Source organism: Pseudomonas sp. LBUM1674 (assembly GCF_059695635.1).
Genome location: NZ_CP166779.1, coordinates 5,953,759 through 5,976,261, shown reverse-complemented (window position 1 = coordinate 5,976,261; position 22,503 = coordinate 5,953,759). Strand labels below are relative to the sequence as shown.

Sequence of the window (22,503 nt, the reverse complement as noted above, 5' to 3'; positions counted from 1 at the left end):
CTTCGCTGTTCGCATCAGAAGCGCCAGATCACGTCGACAAATGCACGGTGCATGTACGAGTCGACGCCTTTGCCGTAGGCATCGCCCGGCTTGAATACGCCGCCGCGCAAACGCACCAGCGCCGAAGGCTCATCGATCGATTGACTCAAGGCCGCGGGCAGCAGGCCCTGCTTGAAGTACTTGGTGACGACCACGTCCATTTCCTGACCGAGGTCCTTGTTGCCATCTTCCAGCGGCAGCGAGGTGCTGGAGAGCACGGCGCCGGTCACGTCATCGGTGTCGTTCTGCACGGCGTTGATGCCGTTGCTGCCGACTGGCTTGTTGCCGTCGACGCGCCAGAACTTGTGGTAGATCACACTGGCGTCGTATTCGTCGTTGAGCATCCACGAACCGAACAGGGTAGCGCTCTGCATGTTGTTCATTTCGCCACGGAAGGCTTCGCCGTAACGGTGAACCCGCGAGCGGGTACCGGTGTAGTTCGAGCGGTTGCTTTGCAGGCCGTTCTGTTCGTAATCGGCACTGGCACGGGCATAGGCTGCACCGACTTGCCATTGCGGATCGAGGCGCAGACGCACGCCCAGGTCAGTGGCCCAGCCATCGACATCGCCACTGGTCTTGGCTTGTGCCGGCGCTGTGCCGTCAGCGTTCAGCGGGTTGACCGTGTCGCGGTCGCCGCTCATGCCGGTGATGCTGCCCCAGTAATTGACGGTATTGGTGTTGCGCCAGTTGTAGGCATCGCTGTCGGCGGTGAGGCCGATCCAGCTGATGTCGCCATTCTCTTTCTTGTCCAGGGAATCGGCAGCCACACCCGGCTCTGCGTAATCCAGTTTGCCGTCATCGTGGGTGTGATGCCCGCGAATGCCGACCCAGTTGCCCGGATTCCACTGATACGCCGCATCGGCGTAGGCATGCAGGCGATCCTTGTCCTTGGGCGCGAGTTCGGTGAGGTCGGTGCGGTATTCGCTGAAGCGTTCGGCAACACCGGCGTTGGCGCGCAACAGGGTGGTGTCGAAGGTCCAGTTCAGGGCTTCGATGTTAGTGTCGCGCCACTGGCCATCGTCATTGCGCAGGCGTTGACGGCCGAGCTTGAGGATCTCGCCGGGGTAGGGCGTCAGACCGCTGTAGCCGACCCAGAATTCGCGCATCGCCAGGTAGTTCTTCTTGCTCTTGCGATCACCGTTGTCGGTGGCCTGGGTGCCGTCGCTGTCGGACTGCTGCAGGGTGTCGGTCTCGATGATGTCGGTGGACGTCACGGCCTGGCCCATGGCGTAGCCGCTCCACGCGCCGCTTTCGCCATAGATCCACGGACGCAGGTCGAGGCCGACGCCATTGACGTCGCCGCCGCTCGCCGTACCCAGGTCGGTATCGTCTTCAGACTGGGCAGTGACTTTCACATCAAGGCCGTAGTTCTTGCTTTCGGTCAAAGCTGCCAGGGTCGGGCACGACCACAGCAGGGCGAATGACAGGCCGATACCGGCCTTAACGAATGGATTCAACTTCATAGGGATTCCTCGCCGTCTTCTTCTTCCAGGGCATGCAGTTCCAGGGTGTTCTGGCTCGAGGCACCACGAACGGCCTGTTCTTGTTTCAACAGGCGTTGGGCCTCGGCAAGCTGGGCAGGCGGCAGCTGGGCTTCGAGTGTTTGCGCAAGCTCGGTGGCTTGCGGGGTGTTCTGGGCCTTGGCCAATTGGCTGAAGACGTAAGCGTTAAGTGGGTCGGGCTTGGTGCCCTTGCCTTGGGAGAACAATTGGGCGATGGCGAAGTCGGCACTGCTCTGGCCGTTGCGCGCAGCGGTCAGCAAGTGATCCAGGGCTTTTTGCGAGTCAACCTTGCCCAGGTAGCCACGGCGATAAATCTGGCCGAGGTAGTAATCGGCGGCCACTTCTCTGCCGACGGCTTTCTTGAAGTGGTCTTCGGCGACCTTGGCGTCGGCCGGGACCATTTTGCCTTCGTAGTAGAGTTTGCCCAGCAACAGTTCGGCGCGGGGCTGGTCGGCGGCGCGGCCGTTGTCCAGGTACTTCATCATGGTGTCGACGTCGCCGAGCTCAGGGAAGTCGTAGAGCAGTTGCGCCAGGCTGACCCAGGAAGCGGGGTGGCCCGGTGCGATGCCTTCGAGCAGCGACTGCGCGGTTTTCTCGTCGGTCGTGCCCAGGGTTGTATCACCCAGTACGCGAGCGACGCTGTCCACGCGCTGAGCTGAAACCGCGCCGCGAGCCTGGGCCGCTTGCATCTGCTTGATCAGCTCGGCCTGTTGCTCAGGCGCCGCTTTCTTCTGATAGACCGTGGCCAGTTCGACGTAGCAGATGTCGGTGGTGCTCAACGCGGCTTTGCAGATGGTTTCCACTTCGTCCAGATGCTGGTCGTAAGTGCCTTGGGTGCGATACAGCAGCACCTGGGCCAGGCCTGCTTCCGGCTTGCCTTCGGCGCGCCACTGGCTGATCTGCTGCTGTGCGTTGACGTTGGGGAAACTGTGGGGGTATTGCAGGTACAGCATCGCCAACGGGATCAGGGTGTTGCCTTCTCCGGCGGCGGACGCTTTCTTCAACAGGCCTTCGGCTTCCTGCTGTTCGGCTTCGGTGGAACCGGGTTTGGCCACCAGCAGACGACCCAGGCGTGCCTGAGCCCGCGGCGAGACGCTGGCCGCGGCGCGGTAAGTCGCCTCGGCCTGTTTCATCTGCGCCGGGTCATGGCTGTCGACCTGGATATCGGCCAGGCCGACCTGGGCTTCGCTGTAGCCCAGGTCTGCCAGTTGCTTATAGTTCTGCGCCGCCACCGCGGTATCGCCGCGCTTGAGGGCTTCGTTGGCCAGACGCTGGTCGGGCAGGCCGGCGCAACCGCTGAGGCTGACCGCCAGGGCCAGTGCACAGAATGCATAACCAGTGTGGGAGCGACGGTGCGGCGATCCGACTTGCTCGCGATGCTGGCAGCTCGGTGCATCAGACAGACCGCGCCGATCCCATCGCGAGCAAGCTCGCTCCCACAGGGTATGCGGTGTGCTGAGGATAGTTGGAGTCGTCACGGGCATGTCCTCTGTTTAAAGACCGGCGGCCATGGCTTTGTCGATCAGCCAGTTCAGGTTCGGACCACGGGTGCTGTTCACTTCAACCGGGCGACCGGCGAAAGCGCTGTTCAGGGGCTCGTCAGGCTTGATCTGTACGCGGATGTCGGACGACAGGTCGGCGCTGTTCAGGCTGGTGCTGCTGACGATCGTGCCGCTGCGGGTTTTTTCTTCGCCGGCGATCTGGAAGCTGACCGTGCTGCCTGGCAGTACGTCGCCGAACTGGCGATAGGAGAAGCGCGCTTCAACATTGGCTTCGCTGTTGCGCGGCACCAGTTGGAAGATCACGTCGCCTTTGCTGGCGTACTGGCCGTCGGCAACCAGTTGCTGCGCCACGGTGCAATCGCATGGCGAGGTCAGGGTGCCGGTCATTTGCTTGCCGAACAGCTCTTCAACCTTGGCCGGTTGCAGTTGGTCTTCGTCCAGGTGGCCCTTGAGCACGTCAAGCATGCTGGTGCTGAAGGTCGCCAGTGGGGCGCCTTTGGCAGCAACGCCGTCGGCTTTGATCAGGCTCTGCACGGTGCCGTCGCGCGGCATGGTGATGTTCATCGCCGGTACGCTGACCAGGCCAGCCTGGGCGTGGCTGACGAAGTACATGCCATACACCGACTTGAAGATGAAACCGAAGGCCGTCAGGCCGACGAGGAAAATCGCCAGGCTGAAAGTCACCGCGCGCAGACGACCGAACGGGGTCATGCCATGGCCGCCATCCTTGACCTTGCGCGCCTTGGTGAAGTTGTCGCGCTGCAGGGTCGCCAGCATCTCACCGACGCTGACGATGTCGCCGGCCAGGTGCGAGGTGATCAGGTGGCGCAGGGTGGAAATGTCCCGCGGCTCCAGGTTCTGGAACTGGCAACCGGCACGACCGGTCTCGCGATCGAAGGAGCGTACTTGCAGCTCCACGTCCATGGCCAGGCCGAGGTTATCGATGACGAATTGCAGGCGAGCCTTGTAGACCTCGCCGACCTTGAGTGGCAATTGACCGGCGTTGAAGGCCAGGCCGCCAGCGGAGAGGTCGATGACCCGGGCTTCAACCGGAGTCCGGTCAGGACCGAAGAAACGCAGCTTGGCCGGGATTTTCACTCGGGCGTGTTGGCGCTGGGCTTCTGATTCATGCACTACGTTGGCGTTGACGGCGGTATTCATATAGACGATTTCCTAGTTAATTCAGGCGAGTTCGGTCAGACCATCATCAGCAGCACGGCAACAAAAATGCTGCCGGCGGAGAAGGTCATGGTCCGAGACGACCAAGTGTTGAACCAACCTTGAAAGCTGGCGAGATCACGGGTCAGGGAAGTGGGCTGGCGACTCCAGGACTGTCGGTCGAGGCGGAAGAACACGTAGATCTTCACCAGCGCGCCGACGATCTGGTTGTAATAGAGAATCGCCGGGTAGGCCGGGCCGATCTTGTGACCGGACAACGACAGCAGCACGGTCAGGATCAGGCGGGTAATGCCGATCCACAGCAGGTAAACCAGGATGAACGCGGCGCCGTACTTGAAGGTGGCGATGAGCGCGACCGTCAGGCCCAGCAGCGACGTCCACATCGACACACGCTGGTCGAACAGCACCACCGAAGTGAACAGGCCGAGGCGTTTCATCCCCAGGCCCAGGGCACGGGAGTTCTGGCGCAGGTTGTTGCCGTACCAGCGGAACATCAGTTTGCGGCTGGCCTTGATGAAGCTTTTTTCCGGCGGGTGTTCCACGGTGTGGATCGCGGCATCCGGCACGTAGAACGTGTCGTAACCCAGGCGCATCAGGCTGAACCAGCTCGACTTGTCATCACCGGTGAGGAACTTGAAGCGACCCAGGCGCCAGTGTTGCAGCGAATCGCTTTCGACGTCGGCGATGAAGTCCGGGTTGGTGACCACGGAGGCGCGGAATACCGACATCCGGCCGGTCATGGTCAGTACGCGCTTGGACAAGGCCATCGAGCACATGTTGATGTGGCGCTGGGCGAACCGCAGTTTGTGCCATTCGCTCATGATGTAGCCGCCGCGCACTTCGCAGAACTCGTTGGTGGTCAGGCCGCCGACATTGCCGAACAGCTGGAACCACGGCACGGTCTTGAGCACGACGCCTTCGGCCAGCACGGTGTCGCCATCGATCACTGCAACCACGGCGCGGTCGTCCGGCAAGTGGCGGGAGATGGCGCGGAAACCGTAGGCCAGGCCGTCGCGCTTGCCGGTGCCGGGAATGCGCACGAAGTCGAGCTTGACGCGGTCCGGCGGGTTCATCCGCGACCACAGGCTTTTCACCAGCTTCTCATCGGACATTTCCACGATGGAGCAGACCATGGTGGTCGGCAGGCCGCAGTCGATCGCTTCGCGAATCACCGAGGCGTAGACCTGGGCGGTGGTCAGCGCGTCAATACGGAAACTGGTGACCATCAGGAACACATGGGACGGGTCTGCCGCTTTACCCAGCTTGCGCACTTTGCGCCGCAGGTGCGGGTAGACCACGTACAGAAACAGCATGCCGCGCAGAAAGTGCGTGGCACCCATCGAGTAGCGCCAGATACCGACGATACCGATCAGGAAGATAAAGTCCTTCGACTCGGAGTCGAACGTGGACGCAGGCAACGCCATGGCGATGCCCATCAATAAACTAAGGTAAAACAGCCAACCGGCGGCCTGAAGTAGGCCGTGCTTTAGCCTGTGCATAATCTGCATCCGTCTCGATCTCGGGCGAGCCTGTGGGGTGGCCCGATGGGGTTAAGGCAGGCGTAAATGCCGAAGGTTGCGGCGCCCGGGAAGACGCCTTCGCTGGCAAGCCAGCTCCTACAGGTTTGCGGTGATTTGTAGGAGCCGGCTTGCTGGCGAAGCGCGAAGCGCTTACAACCTGCCGGTTACCAGCAGATGCCTTCGGTGCGACCGGCGACGCTAGTCGCTTGAGACATGAAGCCGACCAGGTCGATCACTTGCTTGCCGTGTGGAGCGTTCTGCGCCAGAGCGCGGAACTTCTCGTCACGGTTGCCAAGGATGATCACGTCGGAGTTGTTGATCACTTCGTCGAAATCGGCGTTGAGCAAGGACGAGACGTGAGGGATCTTCGACTCGATGTAATCCTTGTTCGCGCCGTGAACACGGGCGTACTCGACGTTGGTGTCGTAGATGCTCAGGTCGTAGCCCTTGCCGATCAGCATTTCCGCCAGGTCAACCAGCGGGCTTTCGCGCAGGTCGTCGGTGCCGGCCTTGAAGCTCAGACCTAGCAGGGCGACTTTGCGTTTGCCGTGGCTGGAGACGATGTCGAAAGCGTTCTGCACCTGAGACTCGTTACTGCGCATCAGCGAGTTGAGCAGCGGAGCTTCCACGTCCAGGGAACCGGCGCGGTAGGTCAGGGCGCGAACGTCTTTGGGCAGGCAGGAACCGCCGAACGCGAAACCAGGGCGCATGTAGTATTGGGACAGGTTCAGCGTCTTGTCCTGGCAGACCACGTCCATCACTTCACGACCATCGACGCCGACAGCCTTGGCGATGTTGCCGATCTCGTTGGCGAAGGTCACCTTGGTGGCGTGCCATACGTTGCAGGTGTACTTGATCATCTCGGCAACAGCGATGTCCTTGCGGATGATCGGTGCGTCGAGCTCTTCGTACAGCGATTGCAGAACGTCGCCCGAGGCCTTGTCGAACTCGCCGATGACGGTCATTGGCGGCAGGTCGTAATCGGCGATCGCGGTGCTTTCACGCAGGAACTCAGGGTTCACTGCTACGCCGAAATCGACACCGGCTTTCTTGCCGGAGCAGTCTTCGAGAATCGGGATCACGACGTTGGCCACGGTACCCGGCAACACGGTGCTGCGAACCACGATGGTGTGGCGGGTGGTCTTGTCACGCAGGACAAAACCGATCTCGCGGCACACGGCTTCGATGTAGTTCAGTTCCAGGTCGCCGTTTTTCTTGCTCGGCGTGCCGACGCAGATCATCGACAGGTCGGTGTCGCGAATCGCTTCGGCGAAGTTGGTCGTGCCGCGCAATTTGCCCGTCTCGATACCCTTCTGCAGCAGTTCGCCCAGACCCGGTTCAACGATCGGCGATTTGCCGGCATTGATCATATCGATCTTGTCTTTGGCGACATCGACGCCAACGACGTCATGGCCCCGTGCAGACAGGCAACCGGCACATACTGCACCGACGTAACCTAAACCAAATATGCTGATGCGCATCGCATTTACCTCTCAGTTAATCAAGCCTGTTTCACCAAGCCATTACATGGCCGGGATTAATGGTGTTAAGCGGTCATAGTGCGCTCGCAAGTGCGGCCTTACAGGCGTCACAATGCAGCGAGCACGCATCTAAGTTCCGAGTGTCTAAATAAGTGCACTCAAGATGTGCGCAACTAGGCCTTGTTATTATGATGTGCCCTGTCATGCAGCCAAGCTTCTGTTCAGAAGTCATTGGTGCAAAGGTCTTGCGCGCTCAATGCCAGGCAATAAGCCCGTAAATCAAGCGGTTGGGTGCTCAGCTGAGCACGTTTATAGGGGCGCGGCCTTGGCCTGGCAGGGGATAGTGTTGATGCGTTATCTCCTGTCCTTCATGTGTTGCCCAAATCAGGGATTGGCAGCAGAAGTTGATGTGAAAAACTTTGCTGCGTGAATCACTTTTCTGCGTAAGTTATCTCGTACATGCACCGTGAGAATCGTTACCGGTGGTATGAACTACGCATTTGGACATAGTTCCGGTCCGCTCATCGCGAATTCTGAAATTTCTTGAAATATTGAGAAAGATGGCACTGCTCTCATATTGATGGCATTGCCTGTTTCACCCTTGATACATAGGGTTCTGAGCGGCTTAGATAGTTTTGTGCCACTACTGCTGAAAATTTCCGGTGCCACTACGGAAAAATTTCAGCAGTGTCGAGTGAAACTAAAGTTAGGGATTTGGGTGTTGGGTTTTTGGCGCCAATAATACGGCGAACAGGGCGGGGTATTGTCGGACGATCAGACGTCGGCGCATGACGGGCCATGAAGTGTCGTGCGCCGACCGGGTGGCTACTCTGGAGCGTGATCGCGCAGAAAGACCAGATTGTCCTGCGAGGACTGCTCGGCGCTGTAGCGATAGCCCTGCACGTCGAACTGTTTGAGGGCTGCCGGGTCGTTGACACGCTCTTCAATGACAAAGCGGCTCATCATTCCCCGGGCTTTTTTCGCGTAAAAGCTGATGATCTTGTACTGGCCGTTCTTCAGGTCCTTGAACTCGGTATTGATGATGCGCGCGTTCAGGGCGCTACGCTTGACCGCCGAGAAATATTCGTTGGAGGCCAGGTTCAGCAGCACGTCGTCACCTTGATCGGCGAGCGCTTCGTTCAACCATTCGCTGATCCGCGTGCCCCAGAAGGCGTATAGGTCCTTGCCGCGGGCGTTGGTCAGTTTGGTGCCCATCTCCAGCCGATACGGCTGCATCAGGTCCAGTGGGCGCAACAGGCCATAGAGTCCGGACAGCATGCGCAAGTGCTGCTGGGCGTAATCGAAGTCGGCTTCGCTGAAGGTTTGCGCATTCAGCCCGGTGTACACGTCACCCTTGAACGCCAGCAGTGCCTGTTTGGCGTTGGCGGGGGTAAAGGCCGGGGTCCAGCTGCCAAAACGCGCGGCGTTGAGCCCGCCGATCTTGTCGGAGACATGCATCAACTCGCTGATCTGCATCGGGCTCAGCTCGCGCAATTGCAGGATCAGCTCCTGGGAATGGTCAAGGTATTGCGGCTGGGTGAAACGCTGGGTTGCCGGCGGTGTTTCGTAGTCGAGGGTCTTGGCGGGGGAAATCACCATCAGCATGAAGTCGTCTCCTTTAATCGTGGGGGCGATTCTAGGGGGTTGTCCGTGTTGACTCCAGCTATCGAGGTAATAGGTGATCGATGGCTATCCACTATCCCCTGTGGGAGCGAGCTTGCTCGCGATGGCGGCGTGCCGGTCGACATCAATATTGAATGTCGGATCGCTATCGCGAGCAAGCTCGCTCCCACAGGGGTTCGGTGCTGCTGCGGGAATAATGGCCGCATCAGCTATAGTGCCGCCCGGGTTTTGTTACGGAGACATCCCATTGCGCATCGCTTTTCTATTCTCGGCCTGGCTCTTGAGCTTCAGTGCCCTGGCGGCACCGGGCGAGGCGGCGACGCTTGATCGCAGTACCTGGCCAGAACAGCTCAACAACCCGACCCTGTTCGACGTCGCCTCGCGCGCCGAAATTCTGATGTTCGCCCATGTCCTGCTGGCCAGCGAATCCCTGGATGAAGCGGCTCTTGCCCGGCGCCTGGGCCTGCGCACGATCAACCTGGAGTCGGTCAACAACCTGCGTCAGCGCCTGTGGCAGCGCCTGCTGGCCAACTACACCTTCGCCCAGCAAAGCTGCGATCAGGATGCCTCCTTCTGTTTCCTGGTCGAGGACCTGGACACCTTGCGCCAGCAGGCCGCCAAGTTTCAGGTCAGTGACGACAGCTACTACATCAAGTGGGCAGAACCGAGTCGCCTGTTCCATGCCCGGTACCTGGACGAGCAATTGCGCAAGGCCGCGCTGTTTCCGCAGGCCAGCAGCGAAGTCGAACGTTTCGGCGACCATGAGCGCAACGGCGACACGATGAATGACCGGCTGTTTCTGCTGACCTTCGACAGCGCCGCCAACGCCACCCCGGACAACACCGCCTGGGTGACCGAGTACCTGCGCAAGTCGAACATGACTGGTACCTTCTTCGTCCTCGGCAAGGACATCCAGGCGCGCCTGGCCGAACGTTCAGTCGCCAGCCTGCAAGCGGCTTATTCAACGCAATGTATCGGCGTGCAGGGCTGGGAGTTCCGCTCCCACAGCCACTGGCAGGACTGGCAGGACTCGGTTCGACGCAGCGTCGAACTGGTCAAAGGCAAACTGCCGGAGAATTACGTGCCGCTGTTCCGTCCGCCTGACGGTCAACGTCGGTCGGACGCTGAAGGCTTCTTCAACGCCCAGGGCCTGCAAGTGGCGCTGTGGGATATCGATGCCCAGGATGGAGCCGGCAAGCTCAAGCCCGACCAGAGCGCGCAACGCGTGTTGACCTTGATGCTGTTGTGGCGTCACGGCGTGATCAACTTCAATGTGAAGCAGGAGGGAGTGAAAACGGCGATGCCCTGGCTCATCACGCAGACGGCGCAAAGCGGGATCGGTTGGGAAGACTGTCAGGCAGGGTTTCGCTGAAAATGGCAAAAGGCCGTAAACATTGGGCGAAGGGCGATTTCGGCAGAGAATTCGGTGCAGGCGGACTTCCGACTTTAACGGCACATTGCCTGCACGCCAAGGGCTATTCGTCACTCTGAAAAATAAACTTCAAAAAAGCGTCAAAGTACTTTTTACTGTCACAGGTTTTGGAGTATTACGAAGACAGACCGCCGAAACCTGCAACACAGGTGGCGTCTTCCAAGACCCAGCTTGTTCGCAGTTCACTTGAACCCTCGCAGGTGAATTCGGTGGCCACTTCGAGGCGCAGCACTGTCACGGTATTGCGTCGACTGGCTCCCACAAAGGTGACCGAGTATGGATGATCACGGACGTAGTTTTTCCTCCAACCAGCCAATCCTTTATGTACTCGATACCAACGTATTGATTCACGATCCAAACGCCCTGCTTAACTTCGAAGAACACCACGTTGCCATCCCCATGACCGTGCTCGAAGAGCTGGACAAGCTCAAGAGCGGGCATCACAGCGTGGCCGCGGAATGCCGCCAGGCGATTCGCCTGATCGACAAGACCCTGGGCGATGCCAGTCCTGAAGACGTCGAACTCGGTGTGCCGATCCAGCGGGGCAAAAGCGGGCCCAAGGGTTTGCTGTCGATTCTGATGAGCAAGCGTGCCGAGCCAAACATCATTCTGCCCGAGCACCTGAACGACAACATCATCATCAACCAGTTGATCGACCTGCACGCGCGCGAGCCCGAGCTGCCCGTGGTGCTGGTCACCAAAGACATCAACATGCGTCTCAAGGCCCGGGCTTGCGGGATTGCGGCCGAGGACTACAGCACCGACCAACTGGTGGACGACGTCTCGCTGCTGCCCAATGGTTATCACAACATGGACGGCTCGTTCTGGGATCGCGTGAAGAATGTCGAAACCCGTCAGGACCATGGCCGCACCTGGCACCAGGTGCAGCTGATCGACAACCTGCCGGCGGTGCACATCAATGAGTTCATCATCGACGAACAGGGTTTTGTCGGCTGGATCAAGGAGATCGAGGAAGACCGGCTGCTGATTCTCGACCTGCACCAGGAACCCTTGTTGCACCAGGAAGCCTGGGGCTTGAAACCGCGTGACATCTATCAGAGCCTGGCGCTGTACGCCTTGCTCGATCCGGATATCCACCTGGTCAACCTGTCCGGGGCCGCCGGCTCGGGTAAAACCATTCTGGCCCTGGCGGCGGCGATCGAGCAGACCATGGTCAGCAAGCGCTATCGGCGGATCATCGCGACGCGTAGCGTGCAGGGCCTGGACCAGGAGATCGGCTTTCTGCCCGGTACCGAAGCGGAAAAAATGGAACCCTGGCTGGGCGCCATCACCGACAACCTCGAAGCCTTGCACATGGACGACGAAAGTACCCATGGCAGCGTCGACTACATCCTCAGCAAAGTGCCGCTGCAGTTCAAATCCCTCAACTACATTCGGGGTCGCAGCTTCCAGCAGAGCCTGATCCTGATCGATGAATGCCAGAACCTCACGCCGCACCAGATGAAAACCATCATCACCCGTGCCGGTGCCGGTTCCAAAGTGGTGTGCCTGGGCAACCTGGCGCAGATCGACACCCCTTACCTGTCCGCGACCAGCTCCGGGCTGACGTACCTGACCGAACGCTTCAAAGACTTCCCCAATGGTGTGCACATCACCCTGCAAGGGGTGCCGCGTTCGATTCTGGCTGAATACGCCGAATCGCATTTGTAACAACCTCACCAAAACCGGGCGGCCTCACAGGCCGCCCATTTTTTTTGCCCGGCGAATAACCCTGTGGGAGCGGGCTTGCCCGCGATGGCATCACCTCGGTTTACCTGTTGAACCGCATCGCCTGCATCGCGGGCAAGCCACGCTCCCACAAGGTTGCAGTGACCCGATAATCAAAGGTGCGGAAATCTGACCCACAGGTTTACAATCGGGACTCCTGATCAGGAGTAACCCTGTGCTGACTCATCTCGATTCCCAAGGTCGCGCCAACATGGTCGACGTCACCGAAAAAGCCGTGACCTTCCGCGAAGCGACGGCCCAGGCGCTGGTGCGCATGCTGCCCGACACCCTGCAAATGATCGTCAGCGGCGGTCATCCCAAGGGTGATGTGTTTGCCGTGGCGCGTATCGCCGGCATTCAGGCGGCGAAGAAAACCAGCGATCTGATCCCGCTGTGTCATCCGTTGCTGCTCACCGGCGTCAAGGTCGAACTCAGTGCCGAAGGCGACGATACCGTGCGCATCGTCGCGCGCTGCAAGTTGTCCGGGCAGACCGGCGTCGAAATGGAAGCCCTGACCGCGGCCAGCGTCGCGGCGCTGACGATCTATGACATGTGCAAGGCCGTGGATCGCGGCATGACCATCGAAAGCGTGCGTTTGCTGGAGAAACTCGGCGGCAAGAGCGGCCATTTCCAGGCGGATCAGCCATGAACCTCACCGTGAAGTTTTTCGCTCGCTATCGCGAGGTGCTTGGCGTCGACTCGGTGAAGGTTGAAGGGGATTTCGCTACCGTCGATGACGTGCGTGCATTGCTGGCCCAGCGCGACGGCGCCGAGGTGTTGAGCGAGCAGAACCTGATGTGCGCCCGCAACGAAGACCTGTGCCAGCTCGACGAACCGGTGAGCGATGGCGACGAAGTGGCGTTTTTCCCGACTGTAACCGGAGGCTGAGCCATGGCGATTCGCGTGCAGTCCACGGCGTTCGATCCGGGTGCTGAAGTAAACGCCATGCACGCCGCCAATGTCGGCGTCGGTGCGGTGGTGAGTTTTGTCGGCTATGTGCGCGACTTCAATGACGGGCTCGATGTGGCCGGGATGTTTCTGGAGCACTACCCGGGCATGACCGAAAAAGCCCTGGGCAAGATCGCCGTTGAGGCCGAGCAGCGCTGGCCGCTGCTCAAGCTGGAAGTGCTGCATCGCATCGGCGCCCTGGAGCCGGGTGAGCCGATCGTCTTCGTCGGCGCCGCCAGCGCCCACCGTCAGGCGGCGTTCGACGCCTGCGCCTTTGTCATGGACTACCTGAAAACCCGCGCGCCGTTCTGGAAGAAAGAGCACACCCCTGATGGTGCGCGCTGGGTGGAAGGGCGCGACAGTGATCATGCGGCGGCGGATCGCTGGAAGCAGTAAGTTCTGCAGTGTCCGCAAGTACGCCATCGCGGGCAAGCCACGCTCCCACAGGTTTTGTGTCGTGCACACAATATGTGAACAACGTAAAAACCTGTGGGAGCGGGCTTGCCCGCGAAGAGGCCATCCGCTGCACCCAAAACCTCCCAGACCCGCCTCCCGACCGCCGGCCGGCACATCTTTATTCCCCCCAATTGACGACCCATACATAAAAGTCCAGTATGGAATTACAAGTACAAAAAAGGCTTTCCCCCCGTTTCAGCTCATTCTTCTGTCTTGCCAAACCAACAACAACCCGCGAGAGAACGAACATGAAGAAATTCCCCCTCATCACCGGTCTGGCCCTGAGCCTGTTGGCGTGCAGCACACTGTTCGCCGCCGAGAAAACCCTGCGCATCGGCATCGAGGCGGCCTATCCACCGTTCGCCTCGAAAAGCTCGGACGGCAAGATTGTCGGTTTCGACTATGACATCGGCAATGCCCTGTGCGCGCAGATGCAGGTCAAGTGCCAGTGGGTCGAAGGTGAGTTCGACGGTCTGATTCCTTCCCTGAAGGTGAAGAAAATCGACATGGCGCTGTCGTCCATGACCATCAACGAAGACCGCAAGAAGTCGGTGGATTTCACCCACAAGTACTACTTCACCTCATCGCGCCTGGTGATGAAGGAAGGCGCGGTGGTGGATGATCAGTACGCCAGCCTTAAAGGCAAGACAATCGGCGTGCAGCGCGCCACCACTACTGACCGATATGCCACCGAGGTGTTTGAACCCAAGGGCGTTAACGTCAAGCGTTACAGCAACAACGAAGAGATCTACATGGACCTGGCGGCCGGTCGTCTCGATGCCATTTTTGCCGACACCATTCCGCTGAATGACTTCCTGATGATGCCTCGTGGCCAAGGCTATGCGTTTGTCGGGCCCGAGCTCAAGGATCCGAAATACGTGGGCGAGGGCGCGGGGATCGCGGTGCGCAAGGGCAACAGCGAGCTGGTCTCGCAACTGAACACCGCCATCGACGGCATTCGCGCCAGCGGGGAATACCAGAAGATTTCCGAGAAGTACTTCAAGTCTGATATCTACGGCGACTGATCGAACGCCTTCGCGAGCAGGCTCGCTCCCACAGTGAAATGCATTTCAACTGTGGGAGCGAGCCTGCTCGCGAAGAGGCCATCGGCCTGGTCAAAATTCAACACATCGCCCAATTTTTAATCCCTTCTTAACCGGCTTGTCGTCTATTTCCCGATACCCATCCGTGCGCGCCAGGCTCTCAAAGGTCGGGGCCAGCGTGTAGACTTTGGGCAATCGATATTCAGAAGGGAAACGCAATGAGCGAGGAAACAATGCGGCTGGGCCGTGAACGGCGCTATCTGGTGTTACTGGGCGCCATCTGCCTGGCGCTGATCGGCGGCGCGCTGTACATGCAAATCGTCCTGGGCGAGGCGCCGTGCCCACTGTGCATCCTGCAACGCTACGCCTTGTTGCTGATTGCGATCTTCGCCTTCATCGGCGCGGCCATGCGCACCCGCCGCAGCATCACGGTGTTTGAAACCCTGGTGGTGATCTGCGCCCTGGCAGGCGTCGGGGTGGCCGGGCATCACGTCTACACCCAGTTCTATCCGACAGTCAGCTGCGGCATCGATGTGCTGCAACCGATTGTCGACGGTTTGCCGCTGGCGAAGATCTTCCCGCTGGGCTTCCAGGTCGACGGCTTCTGCTCGACGCCGTACCCGCCGATTCTCGGCCTGTCGCTCGCCCAATGGGCGCTGGTAGCCTTTGTACTGGTGGTCATCCTGGTGCCGCTGCTGACTTCGCGTAACCGCAAGGCGTTGCGCTGAGGCCATCCTCCGCTCGCCATGGCAACCCAAAACGCCCCGGTCCTCGTTGAGAGCACCGGGGCGTTTTGCATGGCAGAGGGCAGGTAAAAAGACCTTGATGCGCGACAAGTCGGGGGGCGGCATATGTGCGACATGTTGTCACAGCGCGAGTGTCGCAAGGCATTTCGAGACCGTGAATTCGCGTCAGTCTACGCAACAAAAAGCGACTTTTTCAACGGCGGGCGGCTTCGACCCTGAAACGCCCGAACAGGCAGTTTTAACAGGGCTTGGCGAAAGGGCGGAGCCCTTGTCGCATAGGGGCTTGGGCCGGGTCGAAGGAGGACGTAGAGCCTTCGATACTGTCTGAACTGAGTGCGGTAGACCTACTATTTTTGGTGTTTTTGTTGAGAATGAATTTCGATAATATGCCGGACTTTTGCGAAATTCGTGAATGATTGTTGCTGAAATGGATAAAAATTATTTCGGGATGAGACATGGTTTATGACTCGCTACGTCACTACAATCGCCCGCACTGAATTCCCGGCACTGCTCACCCTTACACAGGTGCACGAGCAGGAATAGGGCGTCGAGAGGCCGGATGGCTTCATGCGACTCCCAGGTGTCGGTGCCTCCACTATCCGCACCAAATGGAATTGGTCTGTAACAAGGCCTTTGACCACGAATTCGAATAAGAACTCACCGCTGTCCCAGGATTTGTCGAACAGCGTCTGACGCGCGACGGGCAGCCCTTATTCAATCCAAGAAAAATGCCAACCCTTGGCAGGGTGAAGTGTTGGCGATCAAAACCCAACTGCATTGCGCAAGCTGCTTTAGAGGTCGTGAGATGAGTAAAAACAGGTACCCAAGATTACTAGGCATAGTGCCGCTGCTCGGCACGCTGTTGCTGGGAGGCTGCAACATGACCTTGCTCAATCCCACGGGCCAGGTCGGCCTGGAGCAGCGAAACCTGATCATCACCGCGACGCTGCTGATGCTGTTGGTCGTGATCCCGGTCATCGTCATGACCTTCCTGTTCGCCTGGAAATACCGCGCGTCCAACACCAACGCGACCTACACCCCGAAATGGAACCACTCCACCAAGATTGAAATCGCGGTGTGGACCGTTCCAATCCTGATCATCATTGCCCTGGGTTACGTCACCTACGTGTCAACCCACGAACTTGACCCGTATCGTCCGCTGGAATCCGACGTCAAGCCGATCACCATCGAAGTGGTCTCGCTGGACTGGAAGTGGGTGTTCATCTATCCGGAACAGGGCATCGCCACGGTCAACAAGATCGTGTTCCCGACCAATACACCGGTCAACTTCAAGGTGACGTCGGACTCGGTGATGAACTCGTTCTTCATCCCGGGCCTGGGCGGCCAGATCTACGCGATGGCCGGCATGCAGACCAAGCTGCACCTGATTGCCAACCGTGACGCTGAAATGGAAGGCATCTCCGCCAACTACAGCGGCGCAGGTTTCACCGGCATGAAATTCAAAGCGATCTCAACTTCTCAGGAAAATTTCGACGCCTGGGTAAGCGAAGTCAAAAAGGCACCTAAACAGCTGGAAACAGCTGAATACGAAGCCCTTACCAAACCAAGCCAGAACAACCCAGTCGAGCTCTACTCCTCGGTCACGCCAAACCTGTTCCAGATCATCGTCGACAAGTACGAAGGCATGAAACCGGGCAAGCCGATGCACCACGAGAAGAAAGAGAAAGAAGTGGCCCAGATGGAAGGGATGGACATGAGTTCGCATTCAGCTGCCGGGGCAGAGGAGTAAACGATGTTTGGTAAATTAAGTTGGGAAGCGGTCCCGTTCCACGAACCGATCGTGATGATAACCATCGCCATGATCGCACTCGGTGGTCTGGCGCTGTTCGCTGCAATCACCTACTTCAAGAAGTGGACCTACCTGTGGACCGAGTGGCTGACGTCGGTCGACCACAAGAAAATCGGCGTGATGTACATCATCGTCGCCATGGTCATGCTGCTGCGCGGTTTTGCCGACGCCATCATGATGCGGACCCAGTTGGCCATGGCCACCGAGGGTTCGCCAGGCTACCTGCCGCCTGAACACTATGACCAGATCTTCACCGCCCACGGTGTGATCATGATCATCTTCATGGCGATGCCATTCTTCACCGGCCTGATGAACCTTGCAGTGCCGCTGCAGATCGGCGCGCGTGACGTTGCCTATCCGTTCCTGAACTCCCTGAGCTTCTGGCTGCTGGTATCCGGCGTAGTGCTGATCAACCTGTCCCTGGGCGTCGGCGAATTCGCCAAGACCGGTTGGGTTGCCTATCCACCGCTGTCGGGCCTGCAATACAGCCCTGGCGTGGGGATGGATTACTACATCTGGGCGCTACAGCTATCCGGGTTGGGTACGACGCTGACGGGGGTCAACTTCCTGGCCACCGTGCTGAAAATGCGTACCCCTGGCATGAAGCTGATGGACATGCCGATCTTCACCTGGACCTGCACCTGGGCCAACGTCCTGATCGTGGCTTCGTTCCCGATCCTGACCGCTACCCTGGCACTGCTGACGCTTGACCGTTACATGGATTTCCACATTTTCACCAATGAACTTGGTGGCAATCCGATGATGTACGTCAACCTGTTCTGGGCCTGGGGTCACCCCGAGGTGTACATCCTGATTCTGCCGGCGTTCGGGATCTTCTCCGAAGTCATCTCGACCTTCTCCGGCAAGAAACTGTTCGGCCACCACTCGATGATCTACGCCAGTGGCGCGATCTCGATCCTGGGCTTCATGGTCTGGCTGCACCACTTCTTCACCATGGGTTCGGGTGCCAGCGTCAACGCCTTCTTCGGCCTGGCGACGATGCTGATTTCGATCCCGACGGGGGTGAAGCTATTCAACTGGCTGTTCACCATCTACCAGGGCCGTCTGCGTTTCACCAGCCAGGTGCTGTGGACCCTGGGCTTCATGGTGACCTTCGCCATCGGCGGCATGACCGGCGTATTGCTGGCCATCCCGGGTGCTGACTTCGTTCTGCACAACAGCCTGTTCGTGATCGCGCACTTCCACAACGTGATCATCGGCGGCGCAGTATTCGGCTACATCGCAGGCTTTGCGTTCTACTTCCCGAAAGCGTTCGGCTTCAAGCTGCACGAAGGTTGGGGCAAGGCGGCATTCTGGTTCTGGATCACCGGCTTCTTCGTCGCGTTCATGCCGCTCTATGTCCTGGGCTTCATGGGCATGACCCGTCGTCTGAACGCCACCACCAACCCTGAGTGGGTACCGTACCTGTACGTTGCCATGTTCGGTGCGGTGATGATCGCCGTCGGTATCGCCTGCCAGCTGATCCAGCTCTACGTCAGCGTGCGTGACCGCAATAAGCCAGAGAACATGTGCGAACACGGTGACCCGTGGAATGCCCATACCCTGGAATGGTCGACCTCGTCGCCACCGCCGTTCTACAACTTTGCCGTGCTGCCAAAAGCCGAGGTCATCGACCCGTTCACCGAAGCCAAGGAAGACGGCACTGCGTACAAGGCTCCGGCCAAGTACGAGCCGATCCACATGCCCAACAACACCGCGACCGGTGTGGTCATGGGCGCGCTGTTGACCGTGTTCGGTTTCGCGATGATCTGGCACATCTGGTGGCTGGCCATCGTCGGTCTGGTTGGCACCGTGGTGTATTTCACCATCCATGCCGCCCGTGACGATCAGGGCTACATGGTGCCGGTGGATGTCATCGAGCGCATCGAAGCCGAGCAGCACAAACGTCTGGTAGCGGCCGGGAAAGTCCCAGCCACCGCCACCCGTGTTGAAACCTCGTTGGAACAGGCTTAAACCATGTCGAACTTAGTGACCAATGCTGGACACACCCATGTCGATGGACATGGGCACGATGACCATCACCACGACTCGGGCGAGATGACCGTATTCGGTTTCTGGCTCTACCTGATGACCGACTGCATTCTGTTTGCGTCGATCTTCGCGGTGTACGCGGTACTGGTTAACAACGTAGCGGGCGGCCCGTCGGGCGCCGACATCTTCGAACTGCCTTACGTGCTGGGCGAAACCGCTCTGCTGTTGTTCAGTTCGATCACCTACGGCTTCGCCATGCTGGCGCTGTTCAAGGGTAACAAGAAGGGTGTGCTGACCTGGTTGGGCATGACCTTCCTGCTGGGCGCCGGCTTTATCGCCATGGAGATCAACGAGTTCCACCTGCTGATCTCCGAAGGCTTCGGCCCTAGCCGTTCAGGCTTCCTGTCCGGGTTCTTCACCCTGGTCGGTACCCACGGTCTGCACGTGACCAGCGGTCTGATCTGGATGGCGATCATGATGTACCAGGTGCAGAAAAACGGCCTGACGGCGACCAACAAGACCCGTCTGAGCTGCCTGAGCCTGTTCTGGCACTTCCTGGACGTGGTGTGGATCTGCGTATTCACCGTTGTTTATCTGATGGGGACTATGTAAATGGCTAACGCACACGCCCATGACGCCCATGACGCCAGCCACGGCAGCGTCAAGTCCTACGCTATCGGCTTCATCCTGTCGGTGATCCTGACCGTCATTCCTTTCGGCCTGGTGATGTATCCGTCGCTGCCGAAAGCCATGACCTTGTGGATCGTACTGATCTTCGCAGTGATCCAGGTGTTGGTGCATCTGGTGTACTTCCTCCACCTGGACCGCTCCGCTGCCCAGCGTAACAACGTGATCGCGTTTGTCTTCGCAGCATTGGTAATCGTCCTGCTGGTAGGCCTGTCGCTGTGGATCATGTTCAGCATCCACACCAACATGATGGCGCACTGAGGTAAGTCCGGATGTCCTTGAAGCACTTTATCCAAATCACCAAACCGGGGATCATTTTCGGTAACGTGCTTTCAGTGGCAGGCGGATTTTTCCTGGCCTCCAAAGGGCATGTCGATCTGGCCATCTTCCTGGCTGCGATGATCGGCACGTCCCTGGTGGTGGCTTCCGGTTGCGTGTTCAACAACTGCATCGACCGCGACATCGACCTGAAGATGGAACGCACCAAGAACCGGGTGCTGGTCCAGGGCTTGATCTCCCTGAAACTGGCCCTGGCGTTTGCGACCATCCTGGGTGTTTTCGGCGTTGCACTGTTGTACAAGGTGGCCAACCCGTTGGCCGCGTTGTTCGCGGTAATCGGCTTCGTCATCTACGTCGGCTTCTACAGCCTGTACCTCAAGCGCAAGTCGGTTCACGGCACGCTGGTGGGCAGTCTGTCGGGCGCCATGCCGCCGGTGATTGGCTACGTCGCGGTGACTAACAGCTTCGACATGGCCGCACTGACGCTGCTGGTGATGTTCAGCCTGTGGCAGATGCCGCATTCCTATGCCATCGCGATCTTCCGCTTCAACGATTACCTGGCCGCATCGATCCCGGTGCTGCCGGTGAAGCGCGGGATTGAAGTGGCGAAGAAGCACATCCTGCTCTACATCCTGGCGTTCCTCGTGGCGACCTTGATGCTGACCTTTAGCGGCTACGCCGGCATGAGCTACCTCGCCGTCGCCGCGGCCATGGGCATGTACTGGCTGTACATGGCCTGGACCGGCTACAAGGCAGTGGATGACAGGGTCTGGGCACGTAAGCTGTTCGTGTTCTCGATCTTCACCATTACCGCGTTGAGCGTGATGATGTCGCTGGATTTCCAGGTGCCGAGTGAGTTGTTGCTGACTTACGCGCCTTAAGATTTGGATGCAGTAACGAAAAACCCCGCCTTCGAGAGAAGTGCGGGGTTTTTTATTGGGGATTTTCTGGTGGACCGTGCTGCCGCCATCGTCGGACAGACGACAATAATTAGTCAGGTAAACAGCAGAAATTCCCTGATTTCGAACTTGAGAGCGCAGAACCTGGGTTGGTGGGTAGTTACTTTTTGTAATCGTCGAGCAACTTGAAGAACCGCTCGCGAACCTGGGTGTGATCGCCGTGGGCCACGTTGAAACGCAGGAAGTGGCTGGCATCGGGAGCTTTGCTGAGCAAGGTGCCGGGCGCCAGTACCAGGTTGTTTTCCAGGCCTTTCTTCGCCAGCGTTTCGGCATGCAACCCTTCAGGCAACCGAGTCCAGATAAACAGCCCTTCACCCGGGAGCGAAGACACCGAGCAACCCGCCTCGACCAGCCAACTCGCCACCCGACTGCTCGACTCATAAAGCCGATCCACTATGCGCCGCGCATGTTTGGTGTAGCTCCCGTCACTGAGCATGGTGCAAGTAATCTGCTCCGCCAGTTCCGAAGTCACGCCACCGCAGGCCATTTTCAGTGCAACCATCCTTGCCGCCAGTTGCGGTGACAGCACCGCATAACTGACCCGGCTGTTGGCCGTCAGGGTTTTGGAGAAACCGGAGATGTAACTGACATTGTCCAGCCCGCTCGCCGCCAGTCGAGGCGTGCGGCGTTGCTGAATGTCGCAATACAAGTCGTCTTCCAGAATGTGGAAGCCATACCGGTGACTCAGCTCCAGCAAGCGATAAACCTGTGCCGGGGAGAACGAATGCCCGGTCGGGTTGTGCAAGGTGCTGTTGGTCATGTAGAGCACAGGCTTGTGGGCGATCACCCGTTGCTCGAACGCCTCCAAGTCCATGCCGTCGCAATCCCGGGCGATGGTGACGACCTTGGCACCGTGCAAGGCCAGGTTGGCGTGCATGTTGAAGTAGCAGGGATCGTCGAGCAGCACCGTGTCACCGGGTTTGATCAGCAGGCGCATCAGCAGGTCGATGGCCTGCATGGTGTTGGCGGTCGTGATGATCTGGTCCACCGGCACTTCGATGCCGAAGGTCGACAGCTTGACTCGCAACGCCTGACGCAGCGGCAGGTAGCCACCGGCAACGCCGTATTCGCCCATGCGCAGGCTGGTCGCGCGCAGCGTGCCGCGCACGGCCTTGAGCAGTTCATCGGCGGGCAGCCACGAGGTAGGCAGGAATCCGCAGCCGGGACGCAAGGCGCCATTGTCCAGCAGCAGTGCGCGGCGGACCACGCTAAGGGTGTCTTGAGGTTGCAGGTCCGGGCCGGTGCCGGTGCCGGTGTTCAGCGTGGTGCTGGTGCGGTGCACGTAATGCCCCGAACCCTGGCGTGACACCACCAATCCCTTGGCCCGCAAGCGGTCCAGAGCATCCACCACTGTGGACTTGCCCACGTTCATCAGGTCGGAGAGTTCGCGAATCGGCGGCAATCTGGAGCCGTGGGGCAGCCCGCCCTGTTTGATTGACTCCGATAGTTGATCGACGATCTGCTGAACCAGCGGTACACCCGGCTGGAACTCGATGGCGGCGATCACTGCGCGTTGAACCTGCATTTTACTGGTCTCTCCGGCAGTAAAGTTCGTTTGATTCTATACGAACTTGCTC

Annotated in this window: 19 protein-coding genes; 12 read left to right on the top strand and 7 right to left on the bottom strand. The window is 59.1% G+C overall.

All coding sequences use genetic code 11. The annotated features are described in order from the left end of the window. Positions 1–14: 14 nt before the first annotated feature. The 6 genes from ACA067_RS27470 to yaaA form a co-directional block, all read right to left on the bottom strand. Complete coding sequence (locus ACA067_RS27470) at positions 15–1,502, bottom strand: alginate export family protein (RefSeq protein WP_497459357.1); 1,488 nt, start codon at positions 1,500–1,502, stop codon at positions 15–17. Further along, complete coding sequence (algK, locus tag ACA067_RS27465) at positions 1,499–3,019, bottom strand: alginate biosynthesis TPR repeat lipoprotein AlgK (RefSeq protein ID WP_497459356.1); 1,521 nt, start codon at positions 3,017–3,019, stop codon at positions 1,499–1,501. The genes ACA067_RS27470 and algK overlap by 4 nt, the downstream gene beginning before the upstream one ends. Positions 3,020–3,034: 15 nt before the next feature. Then, on the bottom strand, positions 3,035–4,204 hold the full coding sequence (locus ACA067_RS27460) for a PilZ domain-containing protein (RefSeq protein WP_497459355.1): 1,170 nt from the start codon (positions 4,202–4,204) through the stop codon (positions 3,035–3,037). A gap of 35 nt (positions 4,205–4,239) precedes the next feature. Continuing rightward, the gene (gene alg8 / locus ACA067_RS27455) at positions 4,240–5,721 is read right to left on the bottom strand and encodes a mannuronan synthase (RefSeq protein ID WP_497459354.1); all 1,482 of its coding nucleotides are present in this window, start codon (positions 5,719–5,721) and stop codon (positions 4,240–4,242) included. A 185-nt stretch (positions 5,722–5,906) separates the two neighbouring features. Next, a complete protein-coding gene (locus ACA067_RS27450; RefSeq protein WP_497459353.1) occupies positions 5,907–7,223 on the bottom strand; it encodes a nucleotide sugar dehydrogenase in 1,317 nt (438 codons plus the stop codon). Between the two features lie 825 nt (positions 7,224–8,048). Then, positions 8,049–8,828 (bottom strand): peroxide stress protein YaaA, encoded by a 780-nt coding sequence (yaaA, locus tag ACA067_RS27445; RefSeq protein WP_497459352.1) that lies wholly within the window; start codon positions 8,826–8,828, stop codon positions 8,049–8,051. 265 nt (positions 8,829–9,093) lie between these two features. On the opposite strand from yaaA, the gene ACA067_RS27440 reads away from it, so the two are divergent. From ACA067_RS27440 to cyoE, 12 genes are all read left to right on the top strand, one after another. After that, positions 9,094–10,218 (top strand): polysaccharide deacetylase family protein, encoded by a 1,125-nt coding sequence (locus ACA067_RS27440; RefSeq protein ID WP_497459351.1) that lies wholly within the window; start codon positions 9,094–9,096, stop codon positions 10,216–10,218. A 336-nt stretch (positions 10,219–10,554) separates the two neighbouring features. Then, a complete protein-coding gene (locus ACA067_RS27435; RefSeq protein WP_338920595.1) occupies positions 10,555–11,949 on the top strand; it encodes a PhoH family protein in 1,395 nt (464 codons plus the stop codon). Positions 11,950–12,181: 232 nt separating this feature from the next. Further along, positions 12,182–12,655, top strand: coding sequence for a cyclic pyranopterin monophosphate synthase MoaC (moaC, locus tag ACA067_RS27430; RefSeq protein WP_064679623.1), 474 nt, complete (start codon positions 12,182–12,184; stop codon positions 12,653–12,655). Next, positions 12,652–12,894, top strand: coding sequence for a molybdopterin converting factor subunit 1 (moaD, locus tag ACA067_RS27425; RefSeq protein WP_497459350.1), 243 nt, complete (start codon positions 12,652–12,654; stop codon positions 12,892–12,894). Before moaC ends, moaD begins: the two co-directional genes overlap by 4 nt. A 3-nt stretch (positions 12,895–12,897) precedes the next feature. Continuing rightward, on the top strand, positions 12,898–13,350 hold the full coding sequence (gene moaE, locus ACA067_RS27420) for a molybdopterin synthase catalytic subunit MoaE (protein ID WP_497459349.1): 453 nt from the start codon (positions 12,898–12,900) through the stop codon (positions 13,348–13,350). 308 nt (positions 13,351–13,658) lie between these two features. Beyond that, a complete protein-coding gene (locus ACA067_RS27415; protein ID WP_497459348.1) occupies positions 13,659–14,435 on the top strand; it encodes an ABC transporter substrate-binding protein in 777 nt (258 codons plus the stop codon). Between the two features lie 236 nt (positions 14,436–14,671). Beyond that, positions 14,672–15,181, top strand: a complete 510-nt coding sequence (locus tag ACA067_RS27410; protein ID WP_338920591.1) for a disulfide bond formation protein B — start codon at positions 14,672–14,674, stop codon at positions 15,179–15,181. An 823-nt stretch (positions 15,182–16,004) separates the two neighbouring features. Beyond that, positions 16,005–16,949: a ubiquinol oxidase subunit II gene (cyoA, locus tag ACA067_RS27405; RefSeq protein ID WP_497459347.1), complete on the top strand. Its 945-nt coding sequence runs from the start codon at positions 16,005–16,007 to the stop codon at positions 16,947–16,949. Between the two features lie 3 nt (positions 16,950–16,952). After that, entirely contained in the window at positions 16,953–18,983 is a 2,031-nt protein-coding gene (cyoB, locus tag ACA067_RS27400; RefSeq protein ID WP_497459346.1) for a cytochrome o ubiquinol oxidase subunit I, read from the top strand. Positions 18,984–18,986: 3 nt separating this feature from the next. Next, positions 18,987–19,613, top strand: coding sequence for a cytochrome o ubiquinol oxidase subunit III (locus tag ACA067_RS27395; RefSeq protein WP_064679616.1), 627 nt, complete (start codon positions 18,987–18,989; stop codon positions 19,611–19,613). Then, complete coding sequence (gene cyoD, locus ACA067_RS27390; protein WP_497459345.1) at positions 19,614–19,949, top strand: cytochrome o ubiquinol oxidase subunit IV; 336 nt, start codon at positions 19,614–19,616, stop codon at positions 19,947–19,949. It abuts the gene before it with no gap. Between the two features lie 11 nt (positions 19,950–19,960). Further along, positions 19,961–20,848 carry a heme o synthase gene (gene cyoE / locus ACA067_RS27385; protein ID WP_154998166.1) on the top strand — a complete coding sequence of 296 codons (888 nt, stop codon included), beginning with the start codon at positions 19,961–19,963 and terminating at the stop codon, positions 20,846–20,848. Positions 20,849–21,026: 178 nt separating this feature from the next. On the opposite strand, the gene ACA067_RS27380 is transcribed toward cyoE, so the two are convergent. Continuing rightward, entirely contained in the window at positions 21,027–22,451 is a 1,425-nt protein-coding gene (locus tag ACA067_RS27380; protein ID WP_497459344.1) for an aminotransferase-like domain-containing protein, read from the bottom strand. Between the last annotated feature and the right edge of the window lie 52 nt (positions 22,452–22,503).

Coding starts and splice junctions, on each gene's coding strand:
- ACA067_RS27470 (WP_497459357.1), bottom strand. CDS start 1,502: ATGAAGTTGAATCCATTCGTTAAGGCCGGTATCGGCCTGTCATTCGCC.
- ACA067_RS27460 (WP_497459355.1), bottom strand. CDS start 4,204: ATGAATACCGCCGTCAACGCCAACGTAGTGCATGAATCAGAAGCCCAG.
- alg8 (WP_497459354.1), bottom strand. CDS start 5,721: ATGCACAGGCTAAAGCACGGCCTACTTCAGGCCGCCGGTTGGCTGTTT.
- ACA067_RS27450 (WP_497459353.1), bottom strand. CDS start 7,223: ATGCGCATCAGCATATTTGGTTTAGGTTACGTCGGTGCAGTATGTGCC.
- yaaA (WP_497459352.1), bottom strand. CDS start 8,828: ATGCTGATGGTGATTTCCCCCGCCAAGACCCTCGACTACGAAACACCG.
- ACA067_RS27435 (WP_338920595.1), top strand. CDS start 10,555: ATGGATGATCACGGACGTAGTTTTTCCTCCAACCAGCCAATCCTTTAT.
- moaD (WP_497459350.1), top strand. CDS start 12,652: ATGAACCTCACCGTGAAGTTTTTCGCTCGCTATCGCGAGGTGCTTGGC.
- moaE (WP_497459349.1), top strand. CDS start 12,898: ATGGCGATTCGCGTGCAGTCCACGGCGTTCGATCCGGGTGCTGAAGTA.
- ACA067_RS27415 (WP_497459348.1), top strand. CDS start 13,659: ATGAAGAAATTCCCCCTCATCACCGGTCTGGCCCTGAGCCTGTTGGCG.
- ACA067_RS27410 (WP_338920591.1), top strand. CDS start 14,672: ATGAGCGAGGAAACAATGCGGCTGGGCCGTGAACGGCGCTATCTGGTG.
- cyoA (WP_497459347.1), top strand. CDS start 16,005: ATGAGTAAAAACAGGTACCCAAGATTACTAGGCATAGTGCCGCTGCTC.
- cyoB (WP_497459346.1), top strand. CDS start 16,953: ATGTTTGGTAAATTAAGTTGGGAAGCGGTCCCGTTCCACGAACCGATC.
- ACA067_RS27395 (WP_064679616.1), top strand. CDS start 18,987: ATGTCGAACTTAGTGACCAATGCTGGACACACCCATGTCGATGGACAT.
- cyoD (WP_497459345.1), top strand. CDS start 19,614: ATGGCTAACGCACACGCCCATGACGCCCATGACGCCAGCCACGGCAGC.
- cyoE (WP_154998166.1), top strand. CDS start 19,961: ATGTCCTTGAAGCACTTTATCCAAATCACCAAACCGGGGATCATTTTC.
- ACA067_RS27380 (WP_497459344.1), bottom strand. CDS start 22,451: ATGCAGGTTCAACGCGCAGTGATCGCCGCCATCGAGTTCCAGCCGGGT.